23 protein-coding genes are annotated in these 25,358 nt (G+C 44.7%); 18 read left to right on the plus strand and 5 right to left on the minus strand.

Annotated features, from left to right (window positions below):
- The first annotated feature begins 3 nt into the window (after positions 1–3).
- From EHO57_RS04050 to hslU, 3 genes are read left to right on the plus strand one after another with little or no spacing between them, the layout of a single operon-like run.
- Positions 4–951 carry a tyrosine recombinase XerC gene (locus EHO57_RS04050; RefSeq protein ID WP_135643161.1) on the plus strand — a complete coding sequence of 316 codons (948 nt, stop codon included), beginning with the start codon at positions 4–6 and terminating at the stop codon, positions 949–951.
- Positions 926–1,483 (plus strand): ATP-dependent protease subunit HslV, encoded by a 558-nt coding sequence (hslV, locus tag EHO57_RS04055; RefSeq protein WP_425460766.1) that lies wholly within the window; start codon positions 926–928, stop codon positions 1,481–1,483. Before EHO57_RS04050 ends, hslV begins: the two co-directional genes overlap by 26 nt.
- The gene (gene hslU, locus EHO57_RS04060; RefSeq protein ID WP_135643163.1) at positions 1,480–2,925 is read left to right on the plus strand and encodes an ATP-dependent protease ATPase subunit HslU; all 1,446 of its coding nucleotides are present in this window, start codon (positions 1,480–1,482) and stop codon (positions 2,923–2,925) included. Before hslV ends, hslU begins: the two co-directional genes overlap by 4 nt.
- Here hslU and EHO57_RS04065 read toward each other — a convergent pair.
- Positions 2,922–3,755, minus strand: a complete 834-nt coding sequence (locus EHO57_RS04065; protein ID WP_135643165.1) for a hypothetical protein — start codon at positions 3,753–3,755, stop codon at positions 2,922–2,924. The two genes, hslU and EHO57_RS04065, sit on opposite strands and share 4 nt — an antisense overlap.
- Before the next feature lie 69 nt (positions 3,756–3,824).
- On the opposite strand from EHO57_RS04065, the gene EHO57_RS04070 reads away from it, so the two are divergent.
- The 4 genes from EHO57_RS04070 to EHO57_RS04085 are packed head-to-tail and all read left to right on the plus strand — an operon-like array spanning position 3,825 to position 6,744.
- Positions 3,825–4,085 (plus strand): lipoyl domain-containing protein, encoded by a 261-nt coding sequence (locus EHO57_RS04070; protein ID WP_135643167.1) that lies wholly within the window; start codon positions 3,825–3,827, stop codon positions 4,083–4,085.
- On the plus strand, positions 4,082–4,981 hold the full coding sequence (locus EHO57_RS04075; protein ID WP_135643169.1) for a metallophosphoesterase family protein: 900 nt from the start codon (positions 4,082–4,084) through the stop codon (positions 4,979–4,981). The genes EHO57_RS04070 and EHO57_RS04075 overlap by 4 nt, the downstream gene beginning before the upstream one ends.
- Positions 4,971–6,017, plus strand: a complete 1,047-nt coding sequence (locus EHO57_RS04080) for an Mrp/NBP35 family ATP-binding protein (protein ID WP_135643171.1) — start codon at positions 4,971–4,973, stop codon at positions 6,015–6,017. The genes EHO57_RS04075 and EHO57_RS04080 overlap by 11 nt, the downstream gene beginning before the upstream one ends.
- 40 nt (positions 6,018–6,057) lie before the next feature.
- Positions 6,058–6,744: a hypothetical protein gene (locus EHO57_RS04085; protein ID WP_135643174.1), complete on the plus strand. Its 687-nt coding sequence runs from the start codon at positions 6,058–6,060 to the stop codon at positions 6,742–6,744.
- Positions 6,745–6,825: 81 nt separating this feature from the next.
- Here EHO57_RS04085 and EHO57_RS04090 read toward each other — a convergent pair whose 3' ends face one another.
- On the minus strand, positions 6,826–7,437 hold the full coding sequence (locus EHO57_RS04090; protein ID WP_135643343.1) for a UbiX family flavin prenyltransferase: 612 nt from the start codon (positions 7,435–7,437) through the stop codon (positions 6,826–6,828).
- 17 nt (positions 7,438–7,454) lie between these two features.
- Positions 7,455–8,369: a UbiA-like polyprenyltransferase gene (locus EHO57_RS04095; RefSeq protein WP_135643176.1), complete on the minus strand. Its 915-nt coding sequence runs from the start codon at positions 8,367–8,369 to the stop codon at positions 7,455–7,457.
- 105 nt (positions 8,370–8,474) lie between these two features.
- Between EHO57_RS04095 and EHO57_RS04100 the strand changes: the two genes are divergently transcribed.
- The 3 genes from EHO57_RS04100 (at position 8,475) to ychF (ending at position 11,552) form a co-directional block, all read left to right on the plus strand.
- Positions 8,475–9,134 carry a hypothetical protein gene (locus EHO57_RS04100; RefSeq protein WP_135643178.1) on the plus strand — a complete coding sequence of 220 codons (660 nt, stop codon included), beginning with the start codon at positions 8,475–8,477 and terminating at the stop codon, positions 9,132–9,134.
- A 12-nt stretch (positions 9,135–9,146) separates the two neighbouring features.
- The gene (locus EHO57_RS04105) at positions 9,147–10,358 is read left to right on the plus strand and encodes an LIC11612 family fibronectin-binding protein (protein ID WP_135643180.1); all 1,212 of its coding nucleotides are present in this window, start codon (positions 9,147–9,149) and stop codon (positions 10,356–10,358) included.
- Between the two features lie 96 nt (positions 10,359–10,454).
- Entirely contained in the window at positions 10,455–11,552 is a 1,098-nt protein-coding gene (ychF, locus tag EHO57_RS04110) for a redox-regulated ATPase YchF (protein ID WP_135643182.1), read from the plus strand.
- 8 nt (positions 11,553–11,560) lie between these two features.
- On the opposite strand, the gene EHO57_RS04115 is transcribed toward ychF, so the two are convergent.
- Positions 11,561–13,147 carry a helix-turn-helix domain-containing protein gene (locus EHO57_RS04115; protein WP_135643184.1) on the minus strand — a complete coding sequence of 529 codons (1,587 nt, stop codon included), beginning with the start codon at positions 13,145–13,147 and terminating at the stop codon, positions 11,561–11,563.
- 619 nt (positions 13,148–13,766) lie between these two features.
- Between EHO57_RS04115 and EHO57_RS04120 the strand changes: the two genes are divergently transcribed.
- The 8 genes from EHO57_RS04120 (at position 13,767) to EHO57_RS04155 (ending at position 23,569) form a co-directional block, all read left to right on the plus strand.
- The gene (locus EHO57_RS04120) at positions 13,767–14,753 is read left to right on the plus strand and encodes a sodium-dependent bicarbonate transport family permease (RefSeq protein ID WP_135643186.1); all 987 of its coding nucleotides are present in this window, start codon (positions 13,767–13,769) and stop codon (positions 14,751–14,753) included.
- 181 nt (positions 14,754–14,934) lie between these two features.
- Positions 14,935–16,911, plus strand: a complete 1,977-nt coding sequence (locus tag EHO57_RS04125) for an alginate export family protein (RefSeq protein ID WP_135643188.1) — start codon at positions 14,935–14,937, stop codon at positions 16,909–16,911.
- Positions 16,912–16,929: 18 nt separating this feature from the next.
- Positions 16,930–18,651, plus strand: coding sequence for a proton-conducting transporter transmembrane domain-containing protein (locus EHO57_RS04130; RefSeq protein ID WP_135643190.1), 1,722 nt, complete (start codon positions 16,930–16,932; stop codon positions 18,649–18,651).
- The gene (locus tag EHO57_RS04135) at positions 18,618–19,508 is read left to right on the plus strand and encodes an NADH-quinone oxidoreductase subunit H (protein ID WP_135643192.1); all 891 of its coding nucleotides are present in this window, start codon (positions 18,618–18,620) and stop codon (positions 19,506–19,508) included. The genes EHO57_RS04130 and EHO57_RS04135 overlap by 34 nt, the downstream gene beginning before the upstream one ends.
- A gap of 2 nt (positions 19,509–19,510) precedes the next feature.
- Positions 19,511–20,128, plus strand: coding sequence for a formate hydrogenase (locus EHO57_RS04140; protein ID WP_135643194.1), 618 nt, complete (start codon positions 19,511–19,513; stop codon positions 20,126–20,128).
- The gene (locus EHO57_RS04145; RefSeq protein WP_135643196.1) at positions 20,125–21,348 is read left to right on the plus strand and encodes a proton-conducting transporter transmembrane domain-containing protein; all 1,224 of its coding nucleotides are present in this window, start codon (positions 20,125–20,127) and stop codon (positions 21,346–21,348) included. Before EHO57_RS04140 ends, EHO57_RS04145 begins: the two co-directional genes overlap by 4 nt.
- The gene (locus EHO57_RS04150; RefSeq protein ID WP_135643199.1) at positions 21,345–22,763 is read left to right on the plus strand and encodes a hydrogenase large subunit; all 1,419 of its coding nucleotides are present in this window, start codon (positions 21,345–21,347) and stop codon (positions 22,761–22,763) included. Before EHO57_RS04145 ends, EHO57_RS04150 begins: the two co-directional genes overlap by 4 nt.
- Positions 22,760–23,569: an NADH-quinone oxidoreductase subunit B family protein gene (locus tag EHO57_RS04155; RefSeq protein WP_135643201.1), complete on the plus strand. Its 810-nt coding sequence runs from the start codon at positions 22,760–22,762 to the stop codon at positions 23,567–23,569. The genes EHO57_RS04150 and EHO57_RS04155 overlap by 4 nt, the downstream gene beginning before the upstream one ends.
- Before the next feature lie 2 nt (positions 23,570–23,571).
- On the opposite strand, the gene EHO57_RS04160 is transcribed toward EHO57_RS04155, so the two are convergent.
- Positions 23,572–25,005, minus strand: coding sequence for a hypothetical protein (locus EHO57_RS04160; protein WP_135643203.1), 1,434 nt, complete (start codon positions 25,003–25,005; stop codon positions 23,572–23,574).
- Positions 25,006–25,358: the final 353 nt, after the last annotated feature.

Genomic DNA, 25,358 nt, shown 5'->3' on the forward strand with positions numbered 1-25,358 from the left:
TAAGTGAGCGAATACGCAGTTAAAATTCCAGAATTTTCCTCGGAGCTATTGAACTCCGCAGCCCGCAGATTTCACCAATACCTGCAGGTGGAAAAGAACTATTCTCAAAACACTTTGAATGCGTATCTCTTGGATCTAAAATCCTTCTTTGAATTCTGCCAACAAGAACAACTGGAGATCTACGAATTAGAACCGATAGATGTTCGCTCTTATTTTGCCTATCTCTCTAAAAACCAAGGCTTGGATAGAAGGACCCAAAGCAGAAAGCTGTCTAGCCTAAGGACCTTTTATAAGGTTTTATTAAAGGACGATCTCATACCTAGCAATCCGATCCTTTCCGTTAGCTTTCCGAAGACAAGAAAACAAGTTCCTAGGAACTTTAAGATAGAAGAGACCGAAAGCATTTTGGAATACGAGAACGAGAACGCCTCCGAACTTTTAAATTTGAGAGACAAAGCAATCATTGAAGTATTGTATTCCACAGGGCTTCGGGTATTCGAGCTTGTGGACGCTACCTTAACGCAATTATCTGCGGATCATTCCATTCTGAAAGTCATGGGAAAGAGAAGAAAGGAAAGATTCGTATATCTAGGAAAAGAAGCCATCGCGAGCTTAATGGAATATCTAGACGTTCGTTCTAGGTTCCGTCCCAGATGCGATGAAATTTTTCTGAACCAAAAGGGAAATAAACTGACGACAAGAGGGGTTCGTTATATTTTGAACGAGAGAAGGAAACGAATGGGATGGGACAAACCCATTACTCCCCATAAATTCCGTCACACGTTCGCTACGGACTTACTCGATGCGGGAGCAGACATCCGCGCCGTTCAAGAGCTCTTGGGGCATTCCTCTCTATCCACCACACAGGTTTATCTAAGTGTGAGTAAGGAAAAGATTAAAGAGGTCTACCGAAAGGCTCATCCCCATGCAAGACTCGATTCATCCAAGTAAAATACACGCGACCACAATTCTCTGCGTTCGAAAGAACGGAAAAGTAGCCATAGCAGGGGACGGACAGGTTTCCTTCGGGAATACCGTAATGAAGAATACGGCCCGCAAGGTGCGCAAACTATATTCGGACAAGATCGTATCCGGGTTTGCCGGTTCCGCAGCGGATGCATTCACCTTATTCGAGTTATTCGAAAAGAAAGTACACGAATATGGCGGAAGTCTTTCCAGAAGTGCGGTCGAACTCGCCAGAGAATGGAGATCTGACAGAGCTCTTCGTCGACTCGAAGCGATGCTCATCGTAGCGGACAAGGACGAATCCTTTTTGGTTTCGGGAACAGGGGATGTGATCTCTCCGGACGACGGAATACTTGCCATCGGTTCCGGTGGGAACTATGCTCTTTCTGCGGCCAGGGCCCTTTATAATCATACCGATCTAGATCCGGTGCAGATCGTAAAGGAAGCCATGAATATAGCGGCTGATATTTGCATTTATACAAACCATAATATTATCGTGGAGGAAATCGGACAATGAGCGACTCCATAACCCAAGCGGACCAAAAAGAAGAAGTAAAATTCCACGACGAGGAACTCACTCCTAGACAGATCGTTGCCAAGCTGGACGAACATATCATAGGCCAGAAGAATGCAAAGAAAGCGGTGGCAATCGCTCTACGTAACAGAACTCGACGTAGAAAACTAGATCCAGAATTAAGAGAAGAGATCTATCCCAAGAACATTATCATGATCGGACCCACGGGAGTGGGAAAGACAGAGATCGCGCGCAGACTTTCCAAACTCTGCGGAGCTCCTTTTCTAAAGGTAGAAAGCACTAAATTCACAGAAGTAGGTTATGTTGGTCGGGATGTAGAAAGTATTATCCGAGATCTGGCCATGGTTTCCTTGAACTTAGTCAAACAAGAGTTCCGAAAAGAAGTGGAAGCCAAAGCAAAGGAAAGGGCAGAAGAAGCTCTATTAGATATTCTTTTACCTTTTCCGCAAAAGACCTCTATTGCAGATCCTCATCCGCCTTCCATCGGATTCTCCGTAAACCAAGACGAGGAAGACAGAGAGAAACGTTTCTTCGAGACCAGAGAAACCATGCGCAAGAAACTTAAGGCAGGAAAACTGGACGAGCAGATCGTAGAGATAGATATACAGCAAGCCGGTCCCCAAGGACTTCCTATGCTCCAAGTATTTGGCGCCGGAAATATGGAAGAATTAGACAATCATATCCAGAATGTTTTAGGCGATCTCATGCCTAAAAAGCAAAAGAAGAGAAAACTTCCCATTCCGGAAGCAATGAAGATCCTAGAAGAAGCGGAAGCGGAGAAACTACTCGATCCAGACAAGCTCCAAAGAGAGGCTCAGAAAAGAGTAGAAGAGATGGGGATCGTATTCTTAGACGAGATCGACAAGATCGCAAGTCGGGAAGGAAGAGGCGGCGCAGACGTTTCCAGAGAAGGAGTGCAAAGAGATCTTCTTCCGATCGTAGAAGGTGCTACGGTGAACACAAAGATCGGTCCTATCGTGACGGACCATATACTGTTTATCGCTGCAGGCGCATTCCATATGTCCAAGCCATCGGATCTGATCCCGGAATTGCAGGGACGTTTTCCAATTCGAGTGGAACTGGAAAAACTTTCTATGGACGATTTCGAAAAGATATTAACGGCTCCTAGATCCTCTCTCGTAAAACAATACCAAGCGCTTCTGTCCACGGACGGGATCAAGATAGAATTCGCTCCGGATGGGATCCGAGAGATCGCAAAGATCGCTTACGATATGAACGAAAAGCATGAGAATATCGGAGCAAGAAGATTGAACACGATCATGGAAAGGCTCTTAGAAGATCTAAGCTTCGAAGGTCCGGATCTTCCTGAAAACCAAAGGAAACTGACCATCGATAAGGCGGCAGTAGAGGCTAAGTTAAAAGGGATCGTAGAAGACAAGGATCTGAGTCGCTATATTCTTTAGAATGCCATTTCGCGAAGCGCAGATAAAGGATACCTCATATAAACGGTAGTGGTTCTACTACCGGAAGTGATGGTCAAAAGATCCAGAGGATTCAATCCCATCGTGTAATATCCTTCGTCTATCATAGCGATCCCAAAACCGGCGCTCTCTTTCTCATCCAAGAACTCAGGTCTAAAGAAATCGGCAGAATTGCCGGCATCGAATAATTGCTTATGGCGAACACGGGACTCTTCGATCCTTCCGAAATCCATATTATGGATCGGTGAATCGTTTCGGATCCTGAAATTCAATTCGTCCTTAGTGATCCTGATCTTAACAGAGATACGCATTCTGTTCTTCTTCAGTTTGGAACGAACATCTACGAGGAATTCCTTCTCTTCCGATTTCAAGATCTGCTTCTTAGCGCGGATCCTATCTTCGAGCTGGAGGATGTTTTGGACCTGTCTCTTGATCTTTTCAGGGACCACATATCTTTGCATCGCATCTCTCAAAGGAGAAGTGTCCATAATGATCTCGAGTAGTTCTTCGGCTTCTTCTTCAGACTCGCCTAGATTCGTGATCTTCTTTAAGAGTTCATCGCGGAAGATGATATGACGGATATTGCCTTTGATCGCATTGAGTAGGGCTTCCATAAGCCCGCTGAATAGATGAAAGGCCGCTAAAGGATTGGCTCCGATCTCTTCCAAAAGTCCATTTACTAACTCAGAGAGAATGTCCCGAGTCGGTTTTGTAAGTCCTTTCATCTCAAGATGAAAGAACCTTCTCTTTTTGAGCTCTTCGATATTTTGGAGGATTTCAGCCCCTTTGAGGACAGATTTCTGGTTTGCCATAGGAGGGAACTTAGAAAATTTAGTACACGTTGGCTTGCACACACTATACGGCAAGCTGGTTTTAGGAAGATGGCACCAAAAACCGAAGATTTCGAACTCATCGCTCCCGACCTGGGAGACACCGATAAAATCGAATTAGTCCGTTGGAATTTTCGATTGGGAGAACAAATTAAAATTGGAGAAGAGGTCTGTGAACTCGTAACAGACAAGGCTTCCTTTCCAATGGAATCACCCATCAACGGAATTCTTTCCAGAATTGACAGAGAGAAGGGTTCGATCGTCCGAAAAGGAGAGGTATTAGGAATGATCCGGAGGGAAGTTTCCGAGTGAAATTGGTCCATATATCGGACCTGCATTTTCCCGTACCACTTCCTTTCTCTAGTTTGAAGGGAAAGATGATCCCGGGTTATTTAAACTATACCTTTAGGCGTAGAAAAAAATACCCGATCTCCCTTTGGCATGCAATCGTTCGAAAAATAGAAGAAGTGCATCCGGATGCAGTCGTGATCTCCGGAGATATCACAAACGTTTCTCATATCAGAGAATACAATCGATCCTTGGAGATCCTGAAACCGGTCTTGAACGAAAAGACTTTCATGATCCCAGGAAACCATGATCGATACACCAAACAGGCCACATACGGAAAAGAACTCCCTTATTATGAAAAATTCTTCTCCACTTGGATGGGAGAAGAAGTGACCGAACCAAGAGGATATCTAAGAGCTAAAAAAATAGGTAATCTTGCGCTCGTTGGCTGGGACTCTAATATGCCTCTCTCCGTATTGAATGCATACGGATATGTATCGGAAGAAGTGGTGCATTCCACGTTGGAATACTTGGAAAGGGAGAAGATAGATCATTACTTTCTCATTTGCCATCATCCCATTTGGAACCCTCCGGAGAGACAAGAGAGCCCAGGGCATAGAATGAGAAATCGCGAAAAGATAGCGACTCTTCTCAAAAAAAGACCGCCGATCGCGTATCTTCACGGACATGTGCATACGAACTGGGTCAAGGCCCCTGGACCGGACAAACCGTTTTATGTGGTGAATTCCGCATCCAGCACAAGGATCGCAGATCCAAAACACGAAAGCGGATTTCATATCCTGGACTGGAATGGAAAAGAATTAGATATACAGAGATTCACCTTCTCCTTGGAAAAAGGGGAATTTATCCTAGCAAACACGATCTTATACGAAGAAGAAAAGGAAACAGATGGCCGGTAAAATCCAACCCATAGACATTCAAAGAGAATTAACCAAGATCAAACATCCGGAACTAAAAAAGGACATCGTGTCCTTAGGAATGATCGGATCCTTGGAGATCGGCGAAGAAGAAACGAATATCCTAGTCAAGACCCCAAGCCAGGACAGAAGGGTCCAGATCGGTTTGGAAGCTCAGATCCGCCAGACCCTTTCCAAGAAAGAAGGGGTCGGCAAGATCAAGATCAAATTCGAAGTAGATCCAAAAATGACCCTGGACGATTCGAATAAGATCTTGGGAGTGAAGAAGGTAATCGCGATCGGTTCCGGAAAAGGTGGGGTCGGAAAATCCACAGTCACAGTGAATCTAGCGGCGGCAGCGGCAGCTCTCGGCTATAAAGTGGGAGTCTTGGATGCGGATATCTACGGACCTTCTATCGGAAAAATGTTCGGCGTGAACGGAAAGGTAGCCTTAAAAGCAGAAGAGGATAAGATCTATCCTTTAGAAAAAGACGGACTCAAGATCATCTCCTTCTCCTTCTTGATAGAAGAAAAACAGCCTGTTGTTTGGAGAGGTCCTATGCTTGGAAAAGCGGTGGAGCAATTCTTGTACGATATCGTCTGGGGAGAATTAGATTTTCTTTTTATAGATCTTCCACCTGGAACGGGTGACGTGCAACTCTCCCTAGCACAGCTCATAGATTTAGACGGCGCAGTTCTAGTAACGACTCCGCAATCCGTCGCACTTTTAGATGCAAATCGCGCGGCTTCCATGTTCCAACAAGTAAAAGTACCTATCCTAGGTGTAGTAGAGAACATGAGCGAATTTGTGTGTCCAAATTGTGGCCATGCTTCCGCAATTTTTTCGAAGGGCGGAGGTCAAAAATTAGCGGATTCTTCCGATACAAGATTTCTGGGAGGAGTCCCACTTACGATGGATGTGATGAGCGCCGGCGAATCTGGAAAACCTTTGGTTTTCCAAGAACCGGATGGAATTATTGCAAAATCCTATAAAAACATACTCCAAAACCTCGCTGAAGAGATAAAAAAGTGGGAATAATTTACCGAGCACAGTCAGTTAGTACAGAGGGAGGAAGACCGTGAAGTTCGAGAAAGGCACAGAAAAGAATCCATCCGGAAACCTCATAGTATATTGCAATGTCGTTGGAGAAAATCCGCTTTTTCCGGGCGGTAAGATCATCGCTTCCAACGTCGTGGTAAGTTTTCTCAGAATCGGAGAGAACTTTCCTGTAGTAACTTTTCCTCCAGTATCCCTTGATAGCTATGAAGATCTAAAAAGGATCATCACAGACCATTACGACAAGTACGACGTGGTCAAGATCAAGGACTTCGAAATGCCAGCCGGCCAAGAAGATTCGAATTCTTATATCAAAGAAAGAATGGATCATTTCGAGAACGTAGTGATCCGCTATGTAGAGCTTTGTAAGAATAGAGAAGGAAACAATTTCTCAGAACCGGAAAAAGAACCGGAAGGCGTGAGAGATTATCTGGATGCACTCGCGAATCTTTCCTTAAAAGTAAGGCGCTCGAGTGGGATCGCAAGAGAGGCCTCTTTGCTCCATATGGAGAGGTTGGTAGAAACCTTCTCCGGAAAGCACCCTGAGTTCGATCTTCATAATTTCCGTAAAGCATTGGAAATTCCTGGCCAAACAGGAGAAGATCTCGTAGGGCTTTATCTGCAAAAATTCAACGCGATCTCTTATGAGAGATACGAAGACGCTTCGGATCTAAACAAGAAGATCCAAGCGATCGAATCCGTACCTTGATCGTAAGAACAACCTTTGTTGAATAAAAAGGCGGGAACCAAACCCGCCTTTTTAATTTACATGTTTAGCAATTCCTGAACTTCAATCCGTATTCGGTTCCGCTAACCATCGCGGATAGAGATCGATCTCTTTTCCAAGTAAACGAAAGATGCGAGTCGCCATAAAATCTCCCAGGTCTTCTAGGCTGTTCGGCATCTGATAGAACCCAGGAGAGGCCGGAGCGATGATCGCTCCTGCGTCGTGTAGAGAAAGCATATTCTCCAAATGGATCCTGTTATAGGGAGTTTCTCTCGGGACCAGGATCAATCTTCTTCTTTCTTTGAGAGTTACGTCAGCCGCTCTTTCAATCAGATTCTCTGTGATCCCTGTACGGATAGAAGCGATCGTTTTCATAGAGCAGGGAACAACCACCATTCCATCCCAAATATTCGAACCGGAAGCGATATCGCATCCTATATCTTCGTATTTTCTGAAATGGAATTTATGCACCTGTTTTGGCTTCCATTTCTCTCGGATGAAGTCCAAGACCTGATCTCCGGTTTCCACCTTGGTAGAAAACTCTTCTTTAAAAACACGGATAGAAGCTGGGCTAGGAACAAACCAGGTCTCTCCCGGAATTTCCATGAGCGCTTTTAAAAAGCGTGCGGCATAAATAGAACCACTCGCACCCGCCATGGCAACCACCAGTCGAATGCGATCTTTAGAGTCCATTAAATAGAACCTTGTCGAAGTAATTGGATCAGATCTTGTCCTTTCTCTAGAAGAATTCCGAGAAAGATCACAATGGAGATCCAGGAATGGATCTGATAGAACAAAGGAGGAAAATTCCCATCCTTACTCTTATAGGCAATGGATTGCTCCCAAGTCAGAAAAGCAACTATTAGAAGCCAGAATGCCCAAAAGATCCCATGTAAGCCCGCATACCATGCCGCAAGTCCCAAAAGAACAGCAGAGAGTATATGAGAAATTCTTGATATAATGATGGATATCTTTTCCCCAAAGTGGGCAGGCACTGAATGGAGTCCTTCTTTCCGATCAAATTCTCGATCCTGTAAGGCGTATAGGATATCGAAGCCGGCCAAATTAAAAGCTAGTCCCAGAGTCCAAAGACCTGCCATCCAGGAAAATTCCTCTCGGATCGCGATCCAAGTGGCAAGGGGAGCGAGCCCTATCGTAACTCCCAGATAGAAATGGCAGAGGAATGTAAACCGCTTTGTATAAGAATAGGTGAATAAAAGAAAGAGAGTAGGAAAAGAAAGATAGAAGGAAAGATCATTTAAGAACCAACTCCCCAGAAAAAACAAGAGAGAGGATCCGACGATGAAAATGCCCGCCATCAGGTCCGAGATCTGGCCACTCGGGATCTCCCGATTGGCAGTCCTCGGATTTTTGGCATCGAAGCGTTTGTCTGCCCAACGATTGAATCCCATGGCCGCACTTCTTGCGCCTACCATGCAGATCAGGATCCAGAAGAGCTTTAGGCCGAGCACAGAAAGAGGCAGACTCGGTTTCTGCAACACAGCTAACACGAATGCGATCCCCGCAAAAGGAAGCGCGAACAGAGTATGTGAAAATTTAATAAAACGACCGTATTTAGCAAACGCTGCTAATGTAGAAGAAGCCATCTCAAGAAAGCATGAAAGAAAGGGCAAAACTTAAGAAAGCAGATTTTTTAAGACCAAAACGAAAATGGATGATTTTTTGCCCTCCCGAGTAAATCCTCGTTTCAAATGGTTCCTACAGCGGATTTAAAACCGGATCGCAGCATCGGCACGGATGAGATCGATTCCTTACTCCAATCCATAGTCAAATCTAAAGACTTACATTTCAGATGGCTAAACACTCTCTCCATGTTAGAACATATCGGAGCAAGAAAGATACATACCACTCAAACCGGATCGCAAGTCTCCGAGATGGTCTTGCGTCATGCCTCGGAAGAAGCAAGGCACGCCTCCTTCTTCAAACGACTTGCCCTCAAGGTCTTACCGGAAGGCACCCAAGATTTTCAAAAAGGATCCTTGCTTGCAGGATATTCCGCAGTATCTTACTTTCAAAAACTGGATTCCTGTGTAGAGAGATCCCTTTCTAAAGAAAAGTTAGCGAAACGAACTCATTCCTTTCTTTGCTATTTATACGTTACGAAAATGATAGAAGAAAGAGCAGGGCTTGTCTACGAGCTGTATGACAAGATCTTGGATGAGAACCAAGCAGGGATCTCCATCAAGGGAATCATCAAGGAAGAAGAGGTCCATCTCGTCGAGATGGACAATGCTCTTTCTGAGCTGGACCCGGATTTCGAAGCAAGAACCTTGGAATTCAGAGGAAAGGAAGCAGAATTCTTCCATAAATATTTCCGCAATTTAGAGAAAGAAATCCTTAGAGTCGCATAGTATAATATTCGAATGTTAGAAAACGCCAGATCTACCAAATACAGAGTATTCCTTCTAACATTCCTATTGTTCATTCTGGGAGGAAGTTTCGCTCTTTCTTCTCAGACCTCTTCTAACAGAAAAGATGCGCCGATCGGGATCATCGCATATTGCCCGGCCCAATCCGAAAAGGAGAAGCCCTTCGATTTCGAAAGGACCTTGTCACTTTGGTACAAACGCTTTAAAGCTGAAAGAATACAAGAAGGAGGAGGAGCCATTCTTCTCGTTTCGGCTCCCTATCTGTCTAAAGATTCTCCCGAAATAGAAAGGATCAAGACTGCTTTAGGAGCGGAGATCGTATTTGCTGGATTCCATTCTGCAAAGGTTGAAAAAAAACAACCTGGCTCATCTAACACGAAGAAAGTAAAATCCTCTAAAAAGCAAACCAAGAAGATTCGATCTAAAAAACCCACGACAAAACCGGAACCCAAGGAAAGTCCCAAGGAAACTCCCGGCTCCGTAGTGTGGATCACCGAAATCCCGAATGCAAGCGGCCAGGCGCAGGAAACTCAAAAATCGGTTCCTTCTTCTGAAAAAACAAAAACGGATACTTCTGCGCAAGCTCCTTCGAAGGAAACATCCTCTCCGAAAAGCACAGAGACAGATCTAAAAAAGAAGAAGACAAACAAAGTAAAATCGACTTCTTCTATATCTTCTCAAAAAAAGGAAAAGAAAGGATCCAAGAAGAAGCTCCCTAAGCTTTCAAAAAAGGCGGATCCAATCATTCCTCCGGGACAGATCATAAGTAAGGAAGAAGGCGGACTCAATTTCGTATTCTATTCTCCCGCATTACAATCCCTTCAGTCCAAGGACAAGTCACCGGCTCCTTGGATAGAGGATTTCAAGACCCAATTCAATCGGATCTCCGAATTTCATAATTTCCATTTTCTACTGGCCCAAGACCCGACTCCGGATCTAAAAAACCAAGAGGGAAGGATCTCCTCTCAATTGGAAGAATGGAGAAAGGATCTTTTAGCAGAGCTTCCTTCCGTTGTGTTAGTTTCTTCTCCTCAATCTTTGCGTTTCTTTAACGGAGAATATAGCTTCGGTTGCGGAGCGACTGCGGATTCCTTGAAGATCAATATACTGCAATTATTCTTTAGAAATGGAAGATTGATCCGGATCAGCGAAGAAGTCCAAGACCTGAATTCCAAAGAATCGAATAAATCTTGGATCCTGGAATAACAGTAGATTGTAGGAGTTCCTACAAACCTTTCTCTTCCGTAATATTCGAGTTTCGAAACGAATTTACAGATTCCAAACTTCTCAAAAATTGACTCTATGAGCTTGAATTGCGGAATCGTAGGCCTACCGAACGTAGGAAAATCCACTATATTTAATGCGTTAACCAAGGCCGGTGCCGAAATGCAGAACTATCCTTTCTGTACGATAGAACCGAATACGGGTATCGTGGAAGTTCCGGATACAAGACTCGAAAGACTGGCTGAGATCTATAAACCCAATAAAACGATTCCTGCGATCATGGAATTCGTGGATATCGCCGGACTCGTAAAAGGGGCAAGCCAAGGAGAAGGTTTAGGAAATAAATTTCTCTCTCATATTAGGGAAGTGGACGCAATCTGCCATGTGGTCCGTGCCTTCGAAGACGACAATATCACTCACGTTCACGGTAAGATCAGCCCCGTAGATGACGCACAAGTAGTCACAATGGAATTAGTACTGGCAGATCTGGATTCTGCAGAAAAGCAGTACCAAAAAATTTCCAGGAACGCAAAAGGCGGAAATAAAGAAGCCCAGGAAGCGTATAACTTATTAGAAAAGATCATCAGCGTATTGAAAGAAGGAAAGCCAGCAAGACTTGCAGAGATCAAGCCGGAAGAACAAAAGCTAGTAAAGACATTCAATCTGATCACTGCTAAACCTGTACTGTACGTTGCAAATATCACAGACAAAGCAGCTACCGCAAAAGAAAATCCTTTGGTAGACGCAGTCCGCAAAATGGCAAAAGACGAAGGAGCGGAAGTAGTGACCCTCTGCGGAAAATTCGAAGAAGAGATCTCCGGTTTAAGCAGAGAAGAACAAACCGAATTCTTGGCAGAGATAGGTGAGACCAGAAGCGGATTAGACAGAATGATCCAAGCAGCCTACAAGCTCTTAGGCTTGGTCACATTCTTTACAGCGGGAGAACAAGAGGCTCGCGCTTGGACCACAGGAGTAGGAAGCACCGCACCGATTGCCGCTTCCGTCATTCATTCCGACTTCGAGAAGGCATTCATCCGAGCAGAAGTCATGAAATTCGAGGATCTGGATAGAACGGGGAACCCAACCAAAGTAAAAGAAGAAGGGAAACTCAGGATAGAAGGAAAAGAATATATTGTCCAGGACGGAGATGTGATCTATTTCCGAGTGAACGCCTAAGCCAAGATCTAATTCGCAGTCCTTCCCTGCAGATTTTCTTTTCGGTACGAATTCGGATTCGTACCTGTGATCTTCTTAAATTCCAAATAGAATGCGGATCTGGAACTGAACCCAGCTCTGGATCCGATTTCCGTAGTATTCTCATCCGGGAATTGTTTGAGTAATCCTTTCGCTTCTTCCACTCTATACTGATTAATAAGAGAAGGAAAGTTCGTCTTGAACTCGGTATTGATCAGCTCGGAAAGTTGGTGAATATTGATCCCGAGCTCCTTAGCCATATGCTCTTCTTTTAAGGACTTAGTAAGATAGATCTTCTCTTTTTCCAAAAGCGCCCCTATCTTCTTCACAAAATCGCTTATATCCAAGGAAGAAAGATGCGTCTTTCGAGAAGAGACTTCTTCTTCTCTTTTTCTTAGGATCTCTCTGGACAATAAGGATACGAATACAGTAAGCGCAGGAAGATAATACAAGACCCCATAGACTGCGATCCGATTGTATGGATAGAAGTCGAAATGGAAAATAGTCTTGTACAGATCTAAAAGCAGGAAGATCCCCCAAACGGTAATGAAGAACATTTCATAGATCGTATTGTTCCGGATAGAAGACACATGCGTCTTTCCGAAATAGAATAACATAAAACCGTAATTTAGAACTAGGACAAGAATGCGGTGATCGTACCAGAATTGGTAGAGTGGAATAAGAGGATAGAGAATTCCAGTAAAACAAACCAACCAGAAAAGCGGAGACTTATAGATGAGTCCATTACTCTCCTTATTCCAGGAAGCCATGTATAAAAAGAAGGCAACATGGGTAATTCCCAAAAATAGAAAGTAATTGTGACGGAATAGGTTATTTGCATTTCCTGCGATGGACGCAAATTCGATCCCATGCAAGAAATATAAAGTAGCTGCCACAGCGGTAAGATGCAACAGCAGGGTTAAGAAAAGTACCTTCTTATATCTGAAATAAAAGAAAACATTGAATCCGATAGCAAGAGCCAGCACGAAACCCACTGCCAAGAAAAGGACAGAACGAAGACGAACAATAAGCATATAATCGTCTTCCGACAAAAGCCTGATCGGATAATTAATATCCTCGTTAGAAAGCACGTATAGATAGAAGGTCCGTTCTTCCTTAGGCTCCAATCGAATATTGAAGTGAGGAAGGGGAGAGATAAATTCGCCCCAAAGAGGGTCCATATCGTAACCGGCAAACCCTGCCTCGTATTTTCCTTTGGAGTCCACGGAGCAAAGTTCTGCATCGGGTAAATTCAGCCAAAATAGAACGAGAGTCCTCAAAAGAGGATCCGTTCCGTCGTTCGCGAGCTTAAACCGAAGCCAATTTCCTGCAGAATTCCTCTTAACACGAAGAACGTTCCCAGCATTAAGATGCCATTCCAACTGGTTAAGGGAATTGATCGTCTCCGGCTTACAATGCTGGAACTGATACCCACGGTATCTATACTCGATCTTAGAACTAATATTCTCCGCTTGAGAAGCAGAAGAGAGGCGGATCGTATCGGGAACGGGGGCATTGGGAGCCGCAGAGATCCCAATGCTAGCGGAAAGGATCAGAAAGATGGATCCGAAGAGCATTTTTGGGAACGAAAAAGAAAGGAACCTGCGAAATTTATGCTGAAAATGCCCCATTTACTTTAATATCCCAGAGATATCGCCTCTTAGGAGGATACCAGGATTTTTTGTTCGAGTCACCCTCTTTTTTAAGCCAATCGAACCGAAATCAAAAACAGTACAAAGTTCTAAGTGAAAATCCTAATTTATGTTTTTAAATCTAAAATTATAATCTTGGAAATGAAAAGAATCCGGGTAAATTCCAGTCCTTAAAATTTAGAAATCTTAGACCTCAGTTTAGATTTTTATCAATTCTTTCCTATAAAATTTCTACTATTAGGCTCGCCAAAGAATCTCGAAACAGGCGAATTTTCGTTATTTATCCCTTAAGAATGATGACAGCTTGGCATAAGTCAATTAGGATTAAGCACCCTATGCTGAATTATTAGGCAGCTCTTAATATAACGTTTAGATTTTATAATTTTTTACAATCTACCGTATTTTTTAGTGTCCAATTTTATAAGTTTGGAAGGTCTTGTATTATATATTCCTTCTCGGATGAAGGGAATCGCTCTCGATCGGACTCCAAAGAAGAGAAAGACGGGCCTGAGGAAAGCCATCCGAGAATCTTAAAGGAGATTCTATGGATATTCATGCCGTTGTGGAGAACGTCCTTAACCCCCCAGTATTGTTTTTCTTCCTGGGAATGGGGGTAGTTCTTTTTAAATCAGATCTGGTAGTTCCGGATCAGATCGGAAAGTTCTTCTCCATGTTTCTTTTGTTCTCCATCGGGTTCAAAGGTGGACACGAGCTTTTCAAAACTCCATTCAGCGAAGAGCACCTTTACGTTCTCTTAGGCTGTATGTTTATGGCGATGTTGGTTCCTGTCTATGCGTACTTCGTACTCAAGATCAAACTCGATCGTCCAAACGCTGCCGCTCTTGCCGGATCCTTCGGTTCCATCAGCGCGGTTACTTTCGTTACTGCAGGAGCCTTCCTTCATAACGTTGGCCAAGAATTCGGTGGATTCATCGTTGCCGGTATGGCACTTATGGAATCGCCAGCTATTGTTGTAGCGGTTATTTTGGACAGGATCGGTCGCACTAAGGCTGAAAGCACTGGCAGTGGCAAGGGTTTCTCTTGGAAGCATTTGCTTCATGAAGCATTCTTCGGATATTCCATCTACTTGTTATTAGGCTCTTTGATCGTAGGTTACTTCACCGGTGAATCCGGATGGAAGAAAGAATCTCCTTTCTCCGAGAACCTTTTCCAAGGGATCTTGACCCTGTTCCTTTTGGACATGGGTATTTCCGCTGCGAAACGCTTCAAAGAATTGAAGAGCGTTGGTTCCTTCTTGATCTTTGCCGCTCTTTTCTTGATGGCAGTTAACGCTACCTTAGGATTAGTTTTGGTGAAAATCATCGGAATGCCGCTCGGCGACGCGTTCATGTTCGTAGTTCTTTGCGCTTCCGCTTCTTACATTGCGGTCCCTGCTGCAATGAAAGGTTCCATTCCTGAAGCGAACCCAAGTATCTATCTCACTGTAGCTCTATCGATCGTATTCCCGATCAACATCATTGCGGGAATCCCTCTTTACTACTACTTAGTGAAAACAGTTCTCGGAGTGTAATCCGCTCCTTTCAAAGTTAGATTAAACCTACTTTGAAAAAACAGCAAGGTCTGTCCGACTTCAATTGGAGGTCGGATGGACATTTTTGTAAAAAATGAAACGCCATCGCCTGCGTTAGGCGATCCCCAAAATATGACCGGATCAACAAACCCGGTTTAAATGAAACTGGAGGAAGAAGAATATGAAAGTTCTCGACTTGATAAAGAATAGAACCATCGAGCCGACGAAATCTTCTCTTAAGTGGATTTCCTTTTTCGGTATGATCTACCTGATTCCCTCTTTAGGAATTTTCGGACAGGATAAACCGGCGGCACCAGCACCGGCCCCTACAGCCGGAACAGTTGCAACTCCTGCAGCTACTCCCGCTCCTGCTGCTCCGACCCCGGAAGAGGAAGAGGAGAACAAATATGTTTCTCCTTTGAAAGCCAATGGCTTAACCCCCGACTATAACAGATCCATGTTGATTGAGCCGGAGTTATCTAGAAAGGTGACTACTCGCAAAAAAGCATGGTTAAATGACTGGGTCCGCGTGGGCGCTTATATCCGTCCCCGCTTCGAAGATAGAGAAAACCTCGCTTTCGACAAAGCGAACAAGGGCGATATCTCTCGTATCATGCAGACCTCTCAATTGTTCTTCATTATAGATCCAAGTCCTTATTTCTCTATGAAAGTAAATATCCAGGACGCAAGAGTGTGGGGTGGTGAAACTCCAGCTTCTCCTGGGGACGTTCGTGCGAACACTTTTGCCGGTACCGCGACTACGGTGACTGCGGGACAAAGTTCCATTAACCCTGCAGGCTTGACCACTCTTCGTGAAGGATGGTTCATGCTGAAGAAACTTCCTTTGGATGCAAAATTGCAAATCGGTCGCCAGATCCTCTCTTACGGGGACCAAAGGATGATCGGCGGAGCGAACTGGACCATCAACGGTCTGTCTTATGACGGAGCTCGTTTGATGTTTGACCACGATACGTTCAATATCCATTTGCTTGGTTACAAATTGGTAGGGAACCAAAGTGGTCCGAACGGAGTTCTTTCTGCGAACGCTCCTGTAGGAACTAGCGTAGGACAACCTGACAAGTACTTAGTGGGAACTTATAACACCATCAAACCTGCGAAAGATTGGTTCTTGATCGATGTGTATTCCTTGGGTATTTTGACTCACAAGACCCCTATGTCTAATACTCCTCCAAGCCCTACTACAGCTGCATTTGCGAACGGAGCGGATAATACTCCAAACGCTTGGAATAAACAGCAAGACAACTTGATCACTACAGGTTTCCGGATCACAAACCGTACTGCAGGAAATAACCTTCCGAAAGAGGGGCCTTGGGGCGGATGGGATTGGACCTTGGAAGCCGCTTGGCAATCCGGTTCTACAGGAACCAGAGTGGATAACCTAGTAGGTGGACAAGATATTACTACTTCCGCTACGATTGACGGAACTACGTATACTCAGAGTATTGCTGGAACTAAAAACCAAAAATACACCGGTCAATTCTATGTTTTCCAAACTGGTTATACCTTCGCGCAAAAACTTCGTTTAGGAGTTCAGTGGCAATATGCTTCCGGTGATGGGAATCGCCAAGATGGAAGCAATGGAACCTTCCAAACTCTGACCAATCCTCGATTCGGAGTAATCCCTTACTTCAATAACGTCGCGGGTCTTTCCGAGAATATCGATACCAAGAACTTGAGAAGTTTCACTGTGAACGCTTCCTATAAAACGGACTCTTTCGGAACCTTCTACTTCTCCTATTTTATCAACAATAAAGCAATGGTGCAAGACTCCTGGTATGCGATCAATGGAACGAGCAGTGCAACCGGCAACGTGAGTACTGAAGCAAATAACGGTTCTACTACCCATTATCTAGCTAAGTTGGGAAGAAATATCTACAACGAGTTCGATATAGGTTGGAACTATACGATAAACGACTATTGCTCTCTGTGGCTCGGAGCAGGATTCTTAACTGCGGGAGATGCCGTTAAGAATGCAAGAAATGCGCTTTATACCTATTCGGTTAACAATACAACTGGAGCAGTTACTTTGACTCCTACTGCAGTATTGAATAATATAAGCGCACCGTCCGTCTACGGTCCTGCGGGAGCAGCGTCTCAGGCCAGAATGTTCTATCTGCAAGTTAACGCTGTATTCTAAGAATATTCGAGGAGATATATGACGATACTCGCTCACCTCGCGATCGCAGCCTCCCTGATATTGCCCTTCCTGATCGGAAGGGTATTGGGGTTGGATTTTTTGGGAAGCGATAGTCCTCTTTTGATCGGCTTGAGTTTGCAAGCCGGTCTGGGAGCGTTTATCGCGCTTTATGTTAACGGGTATGAGAAGGAGAGAAAGGCTCTCGTTCTACTCGGTTATGCCTTCTTCTTCCTAAGTACGGGACTTTGTTATCTCGTAGGCAAGAGTTTGTGGCTCATCCTGTTCTGGGAATTGTCCACGATCAGCGCATTCTTGTTGTATGTAGGAGGAAAATGGAACGACGCATCTATCCGTAGCTTCGTGGCCTTGGTTGCTGCAGGCGGGATCGGTGCCTTTTGTTTTACTTTCTGGATCTTTGCAAGCAATCCTCATGCGGGTCTTTTCTTCTTGATCTTAGGACTTCTCATCAAGTCCGCATTCTTCGGAGTGCATTATTGGTTGCCGGAAGCGCATGCGGGAGCGCCTGCTCATGCCTCTGCCGCTTACTCCGGTTTACTCGTGAACCTTCCTTTGGTTTTATTCTCTAAGTTTGCGGTTCCCTTACTTCCTGGAACTCATTATGCATATATCTTGATCCCTCTTGCCGGGATCGGAGTGTTATGGGCAGGGATCACCGCATTATTCAGCAAGGAAGTGAAGAAGTCGATCGCATATAGCACTGTGGAGAACATGAACTTTCTCTGGCTTTGCCTTCTTCTTTCCGCTCTTTGGCAGAGTAGCGAGCAAGAGAGTCTACGTTCTTTGAGCAAGGCATTCGGCGTTTTATTCTTAATCTCTCTCGTTCATCATAGTATCAGCAAGACATTCCAGTTCTTATTCTTCGGATATCTTACTAAACTTTCCGGTTCTTCGAATTCGGATGAGAACACAGGTGTAGGAAGAATTAGCGGAGTTCCTACATTTTTGGCGGCTCTTGGGACCATGAGTTTTCTTGCGATCCCCGGGACTACTGGCTTCTTGTCGGAAGCGACCTTCATTAAGTTATTCTCCGCCGTTTTGGAAGTCACTGATCTAAGTGCGGCTCTTATCCTTCCTCTTTTGATCTTGGTTTGCACAGGTCTTGCTGTGGGAGCTGCGGCTCACCTGAAACTCTTCTTAGGACTTGTTCTGTCCAGGCCTAGGAAGAACTTCGAGGATCATGGCACAAATAGGATGATCAACGCTTCCTTGGTATTGACCGGGGCTTTGGTATTACTCGCACCAGTTGTCATTCTTTCATTAGCAAATTATTATGCAGTTCGTGTGGACTGGTTGGATGTTTCCTGGTTCCGAGGGATCGGGATCTTGGACGTTATAGGTTTAGTCATTCTCCTATCCGTGGGAATGTTAGGGCTCAGACACAAAATAAGACAGAGAAAACTGTGGGATTGTGGCGGTTTATTCGGCGGATCGGAGGTGGCGATCACAAGCTCGGCAGTTTCCGATCCGCTAGCCGCTCCTTTAGGGAAGTATTTCACGGATGAAAGCGGAAGCTCTAGACTGGATAACGGATTCATTCGTATTCTCTTAAGACTTCTATCTTCTTTGAAGGCTAAGATCCGGGGAGCGGATGATGAGTCTATCTCTGTGGATTTGACGTATTCTTCTTTTACAGTGTTAGCAATCTTGATCGTAATCATCGTCGTTCGTTTGGCGGAGGGGGGCATTTGGTCACAACTACTGTCGTTTTGGACATACTGATCCAAACACTATCGTTTCTATTGCTTCCGTTCTTATGCGGAGGCGTGCTCCAAAAGATCAGGGCCTATTCCCAAGGAAGAAGGGGAGCTCCTGTATTACAAATTTTTTATGATACAGTCCGGATGATCAAAAAGTATCCGATAGACGGTCCATTCTCCGGATTCTTTTCGGAAAGCTCCGCGATCTTTGCAGCCACATTCGGTCTGGTACTCTGGTCCCTTGTTTCCTTCGAGTGGGCTTCTCTGTTATTCATTCCATTCTTGATCGGGATGATCCGTTTCGCTACGGTTGCGTATGCGGTAGAGAACGGGACTTCTTTCGGTGGAATGGGAGCCGCAAGAGAAGCGCTTCTTTTCATCTTCGGGGAACCGATCATGATCCTTATCCTCGTGGTATTCGAATCCAATGTGGTCTTTCAGGCGAACTTTGCGAATCTTTCTTTCGGGATCCTGTTCTTCTTAGGAGCTACGTTAATCGTCTTGTCGGAACTTTCTAAGCCTCCTTTCGACGATCCTAGAACCCACCTGGAACTTACCATGGTGCATGAGGCCATGCTTTTAGAAGCTTCCGGAAGAACTCGAGCACTCTTTGAGCTTGCTCATCAATTCAAGACTGCTTCTCTTTTTCTTCTTCTTACCAAATTGGGTTTAGAGCATATGGAAGTCTTTTTCGGACTCGTCTCTTTTCCGATCTGGAAGGAACTCGCAGCTTTCGGAGGAGCCATTCTATTCTCCGCTCTTATCGGCTATTGGGAATCGAATAGCACTCGCAGGAAATGGATCTGGATCCCGGAACTTCTGGGACTCAACTTCATCTTCATGCTGATACTAGGCATTCTCTTGAAAATAGGTAAATAAACATGAGCACAGATCTTACTTACCTGATCATACTTCTCACGGGAGTAATGATCCTCTTAGAGAACCGTCTCAAGAGGGTTGTCATTCTTCTCGGAGTCCAGGGTTTCTTACTTCTTCTTCCTCTTTTTCAAGAAGAAGGAGGGGACGGATTCCATTCTATTTTCCTCGCGGGAATGGTAATCGTCTTCAAAGGGCTCCTTACCCCTATCATTCTCTTTTGGACCGCAAGAAGGATCAATTCTCCTGAATCAACTTTTCCTAAAGTAGGTTATCTTCCTACACTCGGGCTTTTGTTTGCGGGAGCGGCTGCGAGCTTCATTTTCATGGGAGCAATCTCCGCATTCTTTGGAAAGGCTCACCAGTTCGGTTTATTGTATGTTCTTCTTCTCATCTATGTGGGAGTGATCGGTTTTATCGTAAGAAGGAACTGGGTGGGAGTCATCGCCTGTTTCAGCATCTTCGAGAACGGGACCTTCTTACTTACTCTTCTCTTGAAATCCGGAGTTCCGATCGGAAGCGAGCTTGGCTCCTTCTTGGATGCGGTGCTTATTATCGGAGCAGGAGCAGCGCTTCGGATCAACACCGAGAAAGAAATGGATAAAGGAGAAAGTTTCAGATGAGCTTCGAGATTCTTTTAGGGATAGGGGCTGCCGTCTTTATCCTAATCTTTCTCACATACGTTCTCGCACCCACTAAGAACCAAACGAACCTAGTATTCTGGTCCGTTCTTCTTGTATTATGTGCGGGCATTAACTTCGCAGTCTGGATCATCCGTGATTGGCATGAAGAAGGTTCTACCTTGCAATGGGTCTTGATCGAAGCCACTACATTCGTAGGAGCACTTCTCATCTCTTCCAGTAGAACGAGTAAGTCCTTTCCGATCGCCTGGAAATTCCTTCTGATCAACTCATTCGGACTTGGTATCGCATTTCTTGGGATCATTCTTCTTCGTTCTTCCTTGCATGTGATCAACCAACCCATAGAGTTCTTAGCGGCGAATGCTTCTTCTCATCCGGAAATTATCTGGGTGGAGATCGGCCTTTGGCTTGCGATCTTCGGTTATTCCGCAAAGCTCGGGCTTTTCCCAAATCACGTTTGGATCGAGGATACATATGGGGAGAGTCCTACGCAGGTTTCTTCTCTGCTTTCTTCCTTTATTCCTGTTTCGGTCTGCTTTGCCTTAAGACCTTTCGTGCATCTGGATCACCAACTCTTTCCGAATACATTCAGCGGTGCGGATGGGCTTCTGGTGCTTGGGATCATCACGATTTTATATAGTATCTTCGCCATCTACGACAGAAACGATATCCGCAGGATCTCTGCAAAAGTTGCCCTTTTCCATACAGGAGCTCTTGCCGTCTTCCTTTGGATGGATTTAAGCGAGAATGTGTTTTTCTATACAATGGCTACGAACTTAGTCGTGAAATCCCTTTTGTTCATCAGCATGGGGATCGTACGTATGGATGCTGGCAAACGAGAATTGGGTAAGATCATCCAGGCGGACTCTATCAATAAGCCTGCTTTATCCCTTTTCATTCTCGCATTGTTCTTAGCCTTCGTGATGCCGGGATCTCCCATCTTCGTGACGGATATTATCCTGATCAAGGCAGGACAGATCGGAGGAAAATCCTTTGTTATCCTTGTTCCGATCCTAGGGATCGTATTCTTCGGAGTGATGCTGTATAAGCTTGCACCTCTCTTGAATATCAAGGGAAGACCTTTTCCCAAGGATCTTTCCACCATTCTTAGGATCCGGATGACGAACGGATTCTTCTTACTTCTACTTCTTCTCAGCACCGGTTGCTGGGGATTCTATCTTCTTTTACACGGTGTATTATGAAAAACGTTACCGGTATTTTTCATTCTTCTGAAACCAAACAGACTCATAGATTCTGGCTCACTAAGGACGGGATCGAAAGAGAGACTCTTTCCAAATCCGAAGAGAAGAATCTCTATGAGGATCATGCAAATCCGATCTGGATCCTAAGACATAGCCTCGGGACCAACCAAGGTCCCGAAGATTATTCTCATATGGATTATGAGAAGTATCTTTCCCAAGATAGAAAGCATCTCCTGGAGAAGTTTTTAACAAGGGCTGGGATCAAGGACATTATCTATCGAGGTTTCAATGTTCCTGTTCCTCCTTCTTATTATTCTCATGCGGTGGGTCCCATCCATGCAGGTGTGATCGAGCCTGGTCATTTCAGATTCATTGTCCAAGGAGAAGTCATCCAAAACTTGGATATCCGTCTCGGTTTCCAGAGAAGGGGACTACTGGACCTACTCAAAGGAAAGAATAAGGACGATATCTCTTCTTATGCGGAAGCAGTCTCCGGGGACTCGAGTGTTGCTTATGGGATTGCATTCAGTAAGGCATTCGAAGAGGCCCACGGTATCTCCGTTCCACAAGAAGTAAATTTCGCAAGAACCGTTCTTCTCGAGATCGAAAGAATTGCCATCCATATCGGGGATCTAGGAGCGATTGCGGGTGACGTAGGATATTATCCGTTGCAAGGGGTTTGCTCCATGCAAAGAGGGGTTCCTCTGGGAGTCATGGAGGCTCTTACCGGAAATCGTTTTGGAAGAGGAGCACTCTCTCCGGGAAAAGTGCGTCTCAAAAAAGATCTCTCCGAATCCGTACTTATGGATCTTGCAAAACGAATTGCAGATGTCACAGAAGATGTGGCGGGCCATTTCGAAAGAGCAGCAAGCAAATCCACAAACAGAGAAAGGCTTCAGATCTGCGGAACCCTTACCCCAAAACAATGGAAAGATCTTGGCTTTGTGGGAATGGTAGAGAAATGCATCGGTTTCTCTAGAGACTTACGTCATCACGATACAAGTTATTCACTCGCAGGAGAAGGGATCAAGTTAGACCTGGATCATGCGAACATGAAAGGAGATGCTTGGGCAAGATTCTATCTTCGTTATGAAGAGTTGAAGAATAGCGGAGCCTGGTTAACCAAAGCGATCCCCGCGCTCAAGAATTTCCATGCGGCAAACGAGGCATTCAAGAAAGCAAAAGCATCCAAGCCGAAGCCCGGAGTCTATTTCGGTGCCGCGGAAGGTTGGAGAGGACCTGTTCTTGTTTCCTTTACCTTGAATTCTTCCGGGGATATCACGGAGGCGTATGTAAGAGATCCTTCCGTTTTGAACTGGCATGCGTTAGAGCTTGCAGTCAGAGGGGAAAATATTGGGGATTTCCCTCTCAACAATAAGTCCTTCAACCTAAGTTATGTGGGAGTCGATCTATGAAAATATTTCAAGAAATTATAAACATCCTTCGCCCTGCTCGTAATTTAGATTTCGAGAAGATGCAGACCACGAACCCGAACGCTCGAGGGATCCCTGTCCCTACATTTAAGAAAGGCTCGTCTCTGGATAAATCCGTGGAGAAGGTATGTCCTACAGGTGGGATCAAGGTAGTATCAGCAAAAGAAGTGATATTCGATTACGGGGCCTGCCTGCAATGCGGACTCTGCGTGGAGCATTCTCCGGATAAACTCGAGAACTCGGGGTTTGTTCACGTGTATTCCGTAGACAGAAGCGCATTAAAAGTTTCTTATATAGATGGGACCCCTACTTCTCACGAAGAGTCGATCTCCGACGAAGTAAAACAATTCCGTAATATCACTCGTAAGACCGGTTTCCAATACAGGGAAGTTGCGGCAAGCGGCAACAATTCCACAGAAGCGGAGTTAAACGCAAGCTTCAATGCGGTGTTCGATAGCGAGGCAAGCATGGTGCGAGTGGTGGCCTCTCCCAAACATGCGGATGCTGTCGTCTATGCCGGGCCAGTCGGTCCAAACATGGAAGTCCCTCTACAAGTTGCCTGGGACACGATGCCAAGCCCAAAGGCACTCGTCGCCTGCGGAACAGAAGCTGTTTCCGGTGGTCTCTTCCCGCTCGGAAATCTTCCCAAACAGCCCGACCTATTCATCGGAGGAGATCCTCCTCGCCCGGACGTGATCATAAGCGCTTTTCGCTATCTCATGGGCACTAAGAAATTCTCTTTCAGAGAAGAGCTTTCCAAGTTCGTCGAGGCGAAAAAGGCGAGATAGTCTTAGTCGAAATACCGAGCCTCATACGCGGAGGGGATCCTTTCTGCCGCGTAAAAGGCTTCTCTCGCCCTTAGACCGATCGTAGAAAACAGATCTTCTCCATTAATATCCGTCATAATGTTCACAGGATAAGAGATCCGAGGATCCTCTTTCGTTCTGATCGGATAAAATCTTTTCTGATCCAAATAAGAGAAGGTCGTCAAGATCACTACTTCTTCTTTTTCGAAAACGGTATCCAAATTTCTAAGCATGGTATTCATTCGAGAAGAAATATTCTCATTAAAATCCGCCCAAGAACGCAGCTCACATGAGTTCTCCACATTCAAATGGATAATAATAGGGTAGGGCTTGGCTTCATGCTGACGATTTCTACTCAAGACCTTCTTTGCCACGAGCAATGCGTCGGTATCATCCCCTCTCCCTGTTTTTACAAGCACCGCCTTGTTCCTTTGCAGAAGTTCGAAACCGTCCCCATAACAAATAATCTCTTCTGCATGGTCTAAAAGTTTCCAACGATCGTCTGGATTCATTAGCGAAAGTTTTCTCTTCTGATACATAGAATAGGCAATATTCCAAATCGTTTGATATAAAAGACTAGGTAACAACGCCTTAGGGAGATCTTTGACGGAGGAAAGCTTATGATAGAGCGCGCTCAGTAGATCTGGTTGGATCAATTTCTGCGTATCGAATTCTCCGGAACTCACAATCGCAGAGATCTCCCGGATCAAAAACGATTTCATAGAAAGAGAAGTTTGGAATTCATCATAGAAATCGAATGTCTTTCCTGTAAACAACTGCTCGGGGGTCCGAAATCCAATATTCTTAGAGATAGCCGGATCCTTGATCTGGTATTTTAAAAAAGCAGAATGAAACACCTGAGAAGGATCCGTGAGGCCAAAATCATTCCCGATCTGAAGCGAATCTAAAATAGTTCCATCTTCGAATATCAAGGTCTCCGCCATGCTATCCGTATTCGTAATCCCCTCGATCACGTAGAGCTTATCTCGAGGAAAAACCTTTCTGACCGCAGTGACTTGATCTCTCACTGCCTTAGCTGCTGCAACCTCATCTCCTCCATGAGCCGCACATCCTAATCCGGGTATATCGGATCTATGCATGTATGCGATGAATAGTGCAGGCATATTAGGAGTATTGCATTGAGCATCATTCACCGCCTTATCGATACGGTTCCAATACCAAAAATTATTCTGACTAGTAGATACGATATTGCCGTCCGTTCTTCCAAACCTGATAGTAGTGACTGGATAGCCTTTCAACTTACTTCCATGAACTCTTCCGTCTATACACTTCGTAACGATGACCTTTGGAGTCCTTGAACTGAACTCATGGATCACATGTCGCATTCTCTGAATAGTTTCAGATTCTATAATATTCTCTTTAAGATATTGGTCTATGTATTCGTCTGCGGGTCCCAAAGTTCTTCCTCTCTTAAATATCTCTTTATGGATCGGATCGGATTCGGACAGTTTAACGTATTATGAGTTCAGATTAAACCAAAATAATGTGACAGAATTTTGTTCATAACCAGAGTTTCGTGCATTTCTAAGAAAGAAATTTCCTACTTATCCTTACTTTATGAACAAGGGCTCAAATACCGCCGATCAGCTTCGATTTATAAGAAGAAGGGTCCGAATTCTATTTCTGTTAGGGGCAGAAATTGTTAAAAAAAGTGGATCAAATAATACAAAAGTGATTTGACGGGTTGGGCGACGTAATTAATATGGTCTTTACGCCTGAAGGAGAGCTTCTCGGGAGAGAGTGGCCTTTG

The organism is Leptospira langatensis (genome assembly GCF_004770615.1).
GTDB classification, from domain to species: domain Bacteria; phylum Spirochaetota; class Leptospiria; order Leptospirales; family Leptospiraceae; genus Leptospira_B; species Leptospira_B langatensis.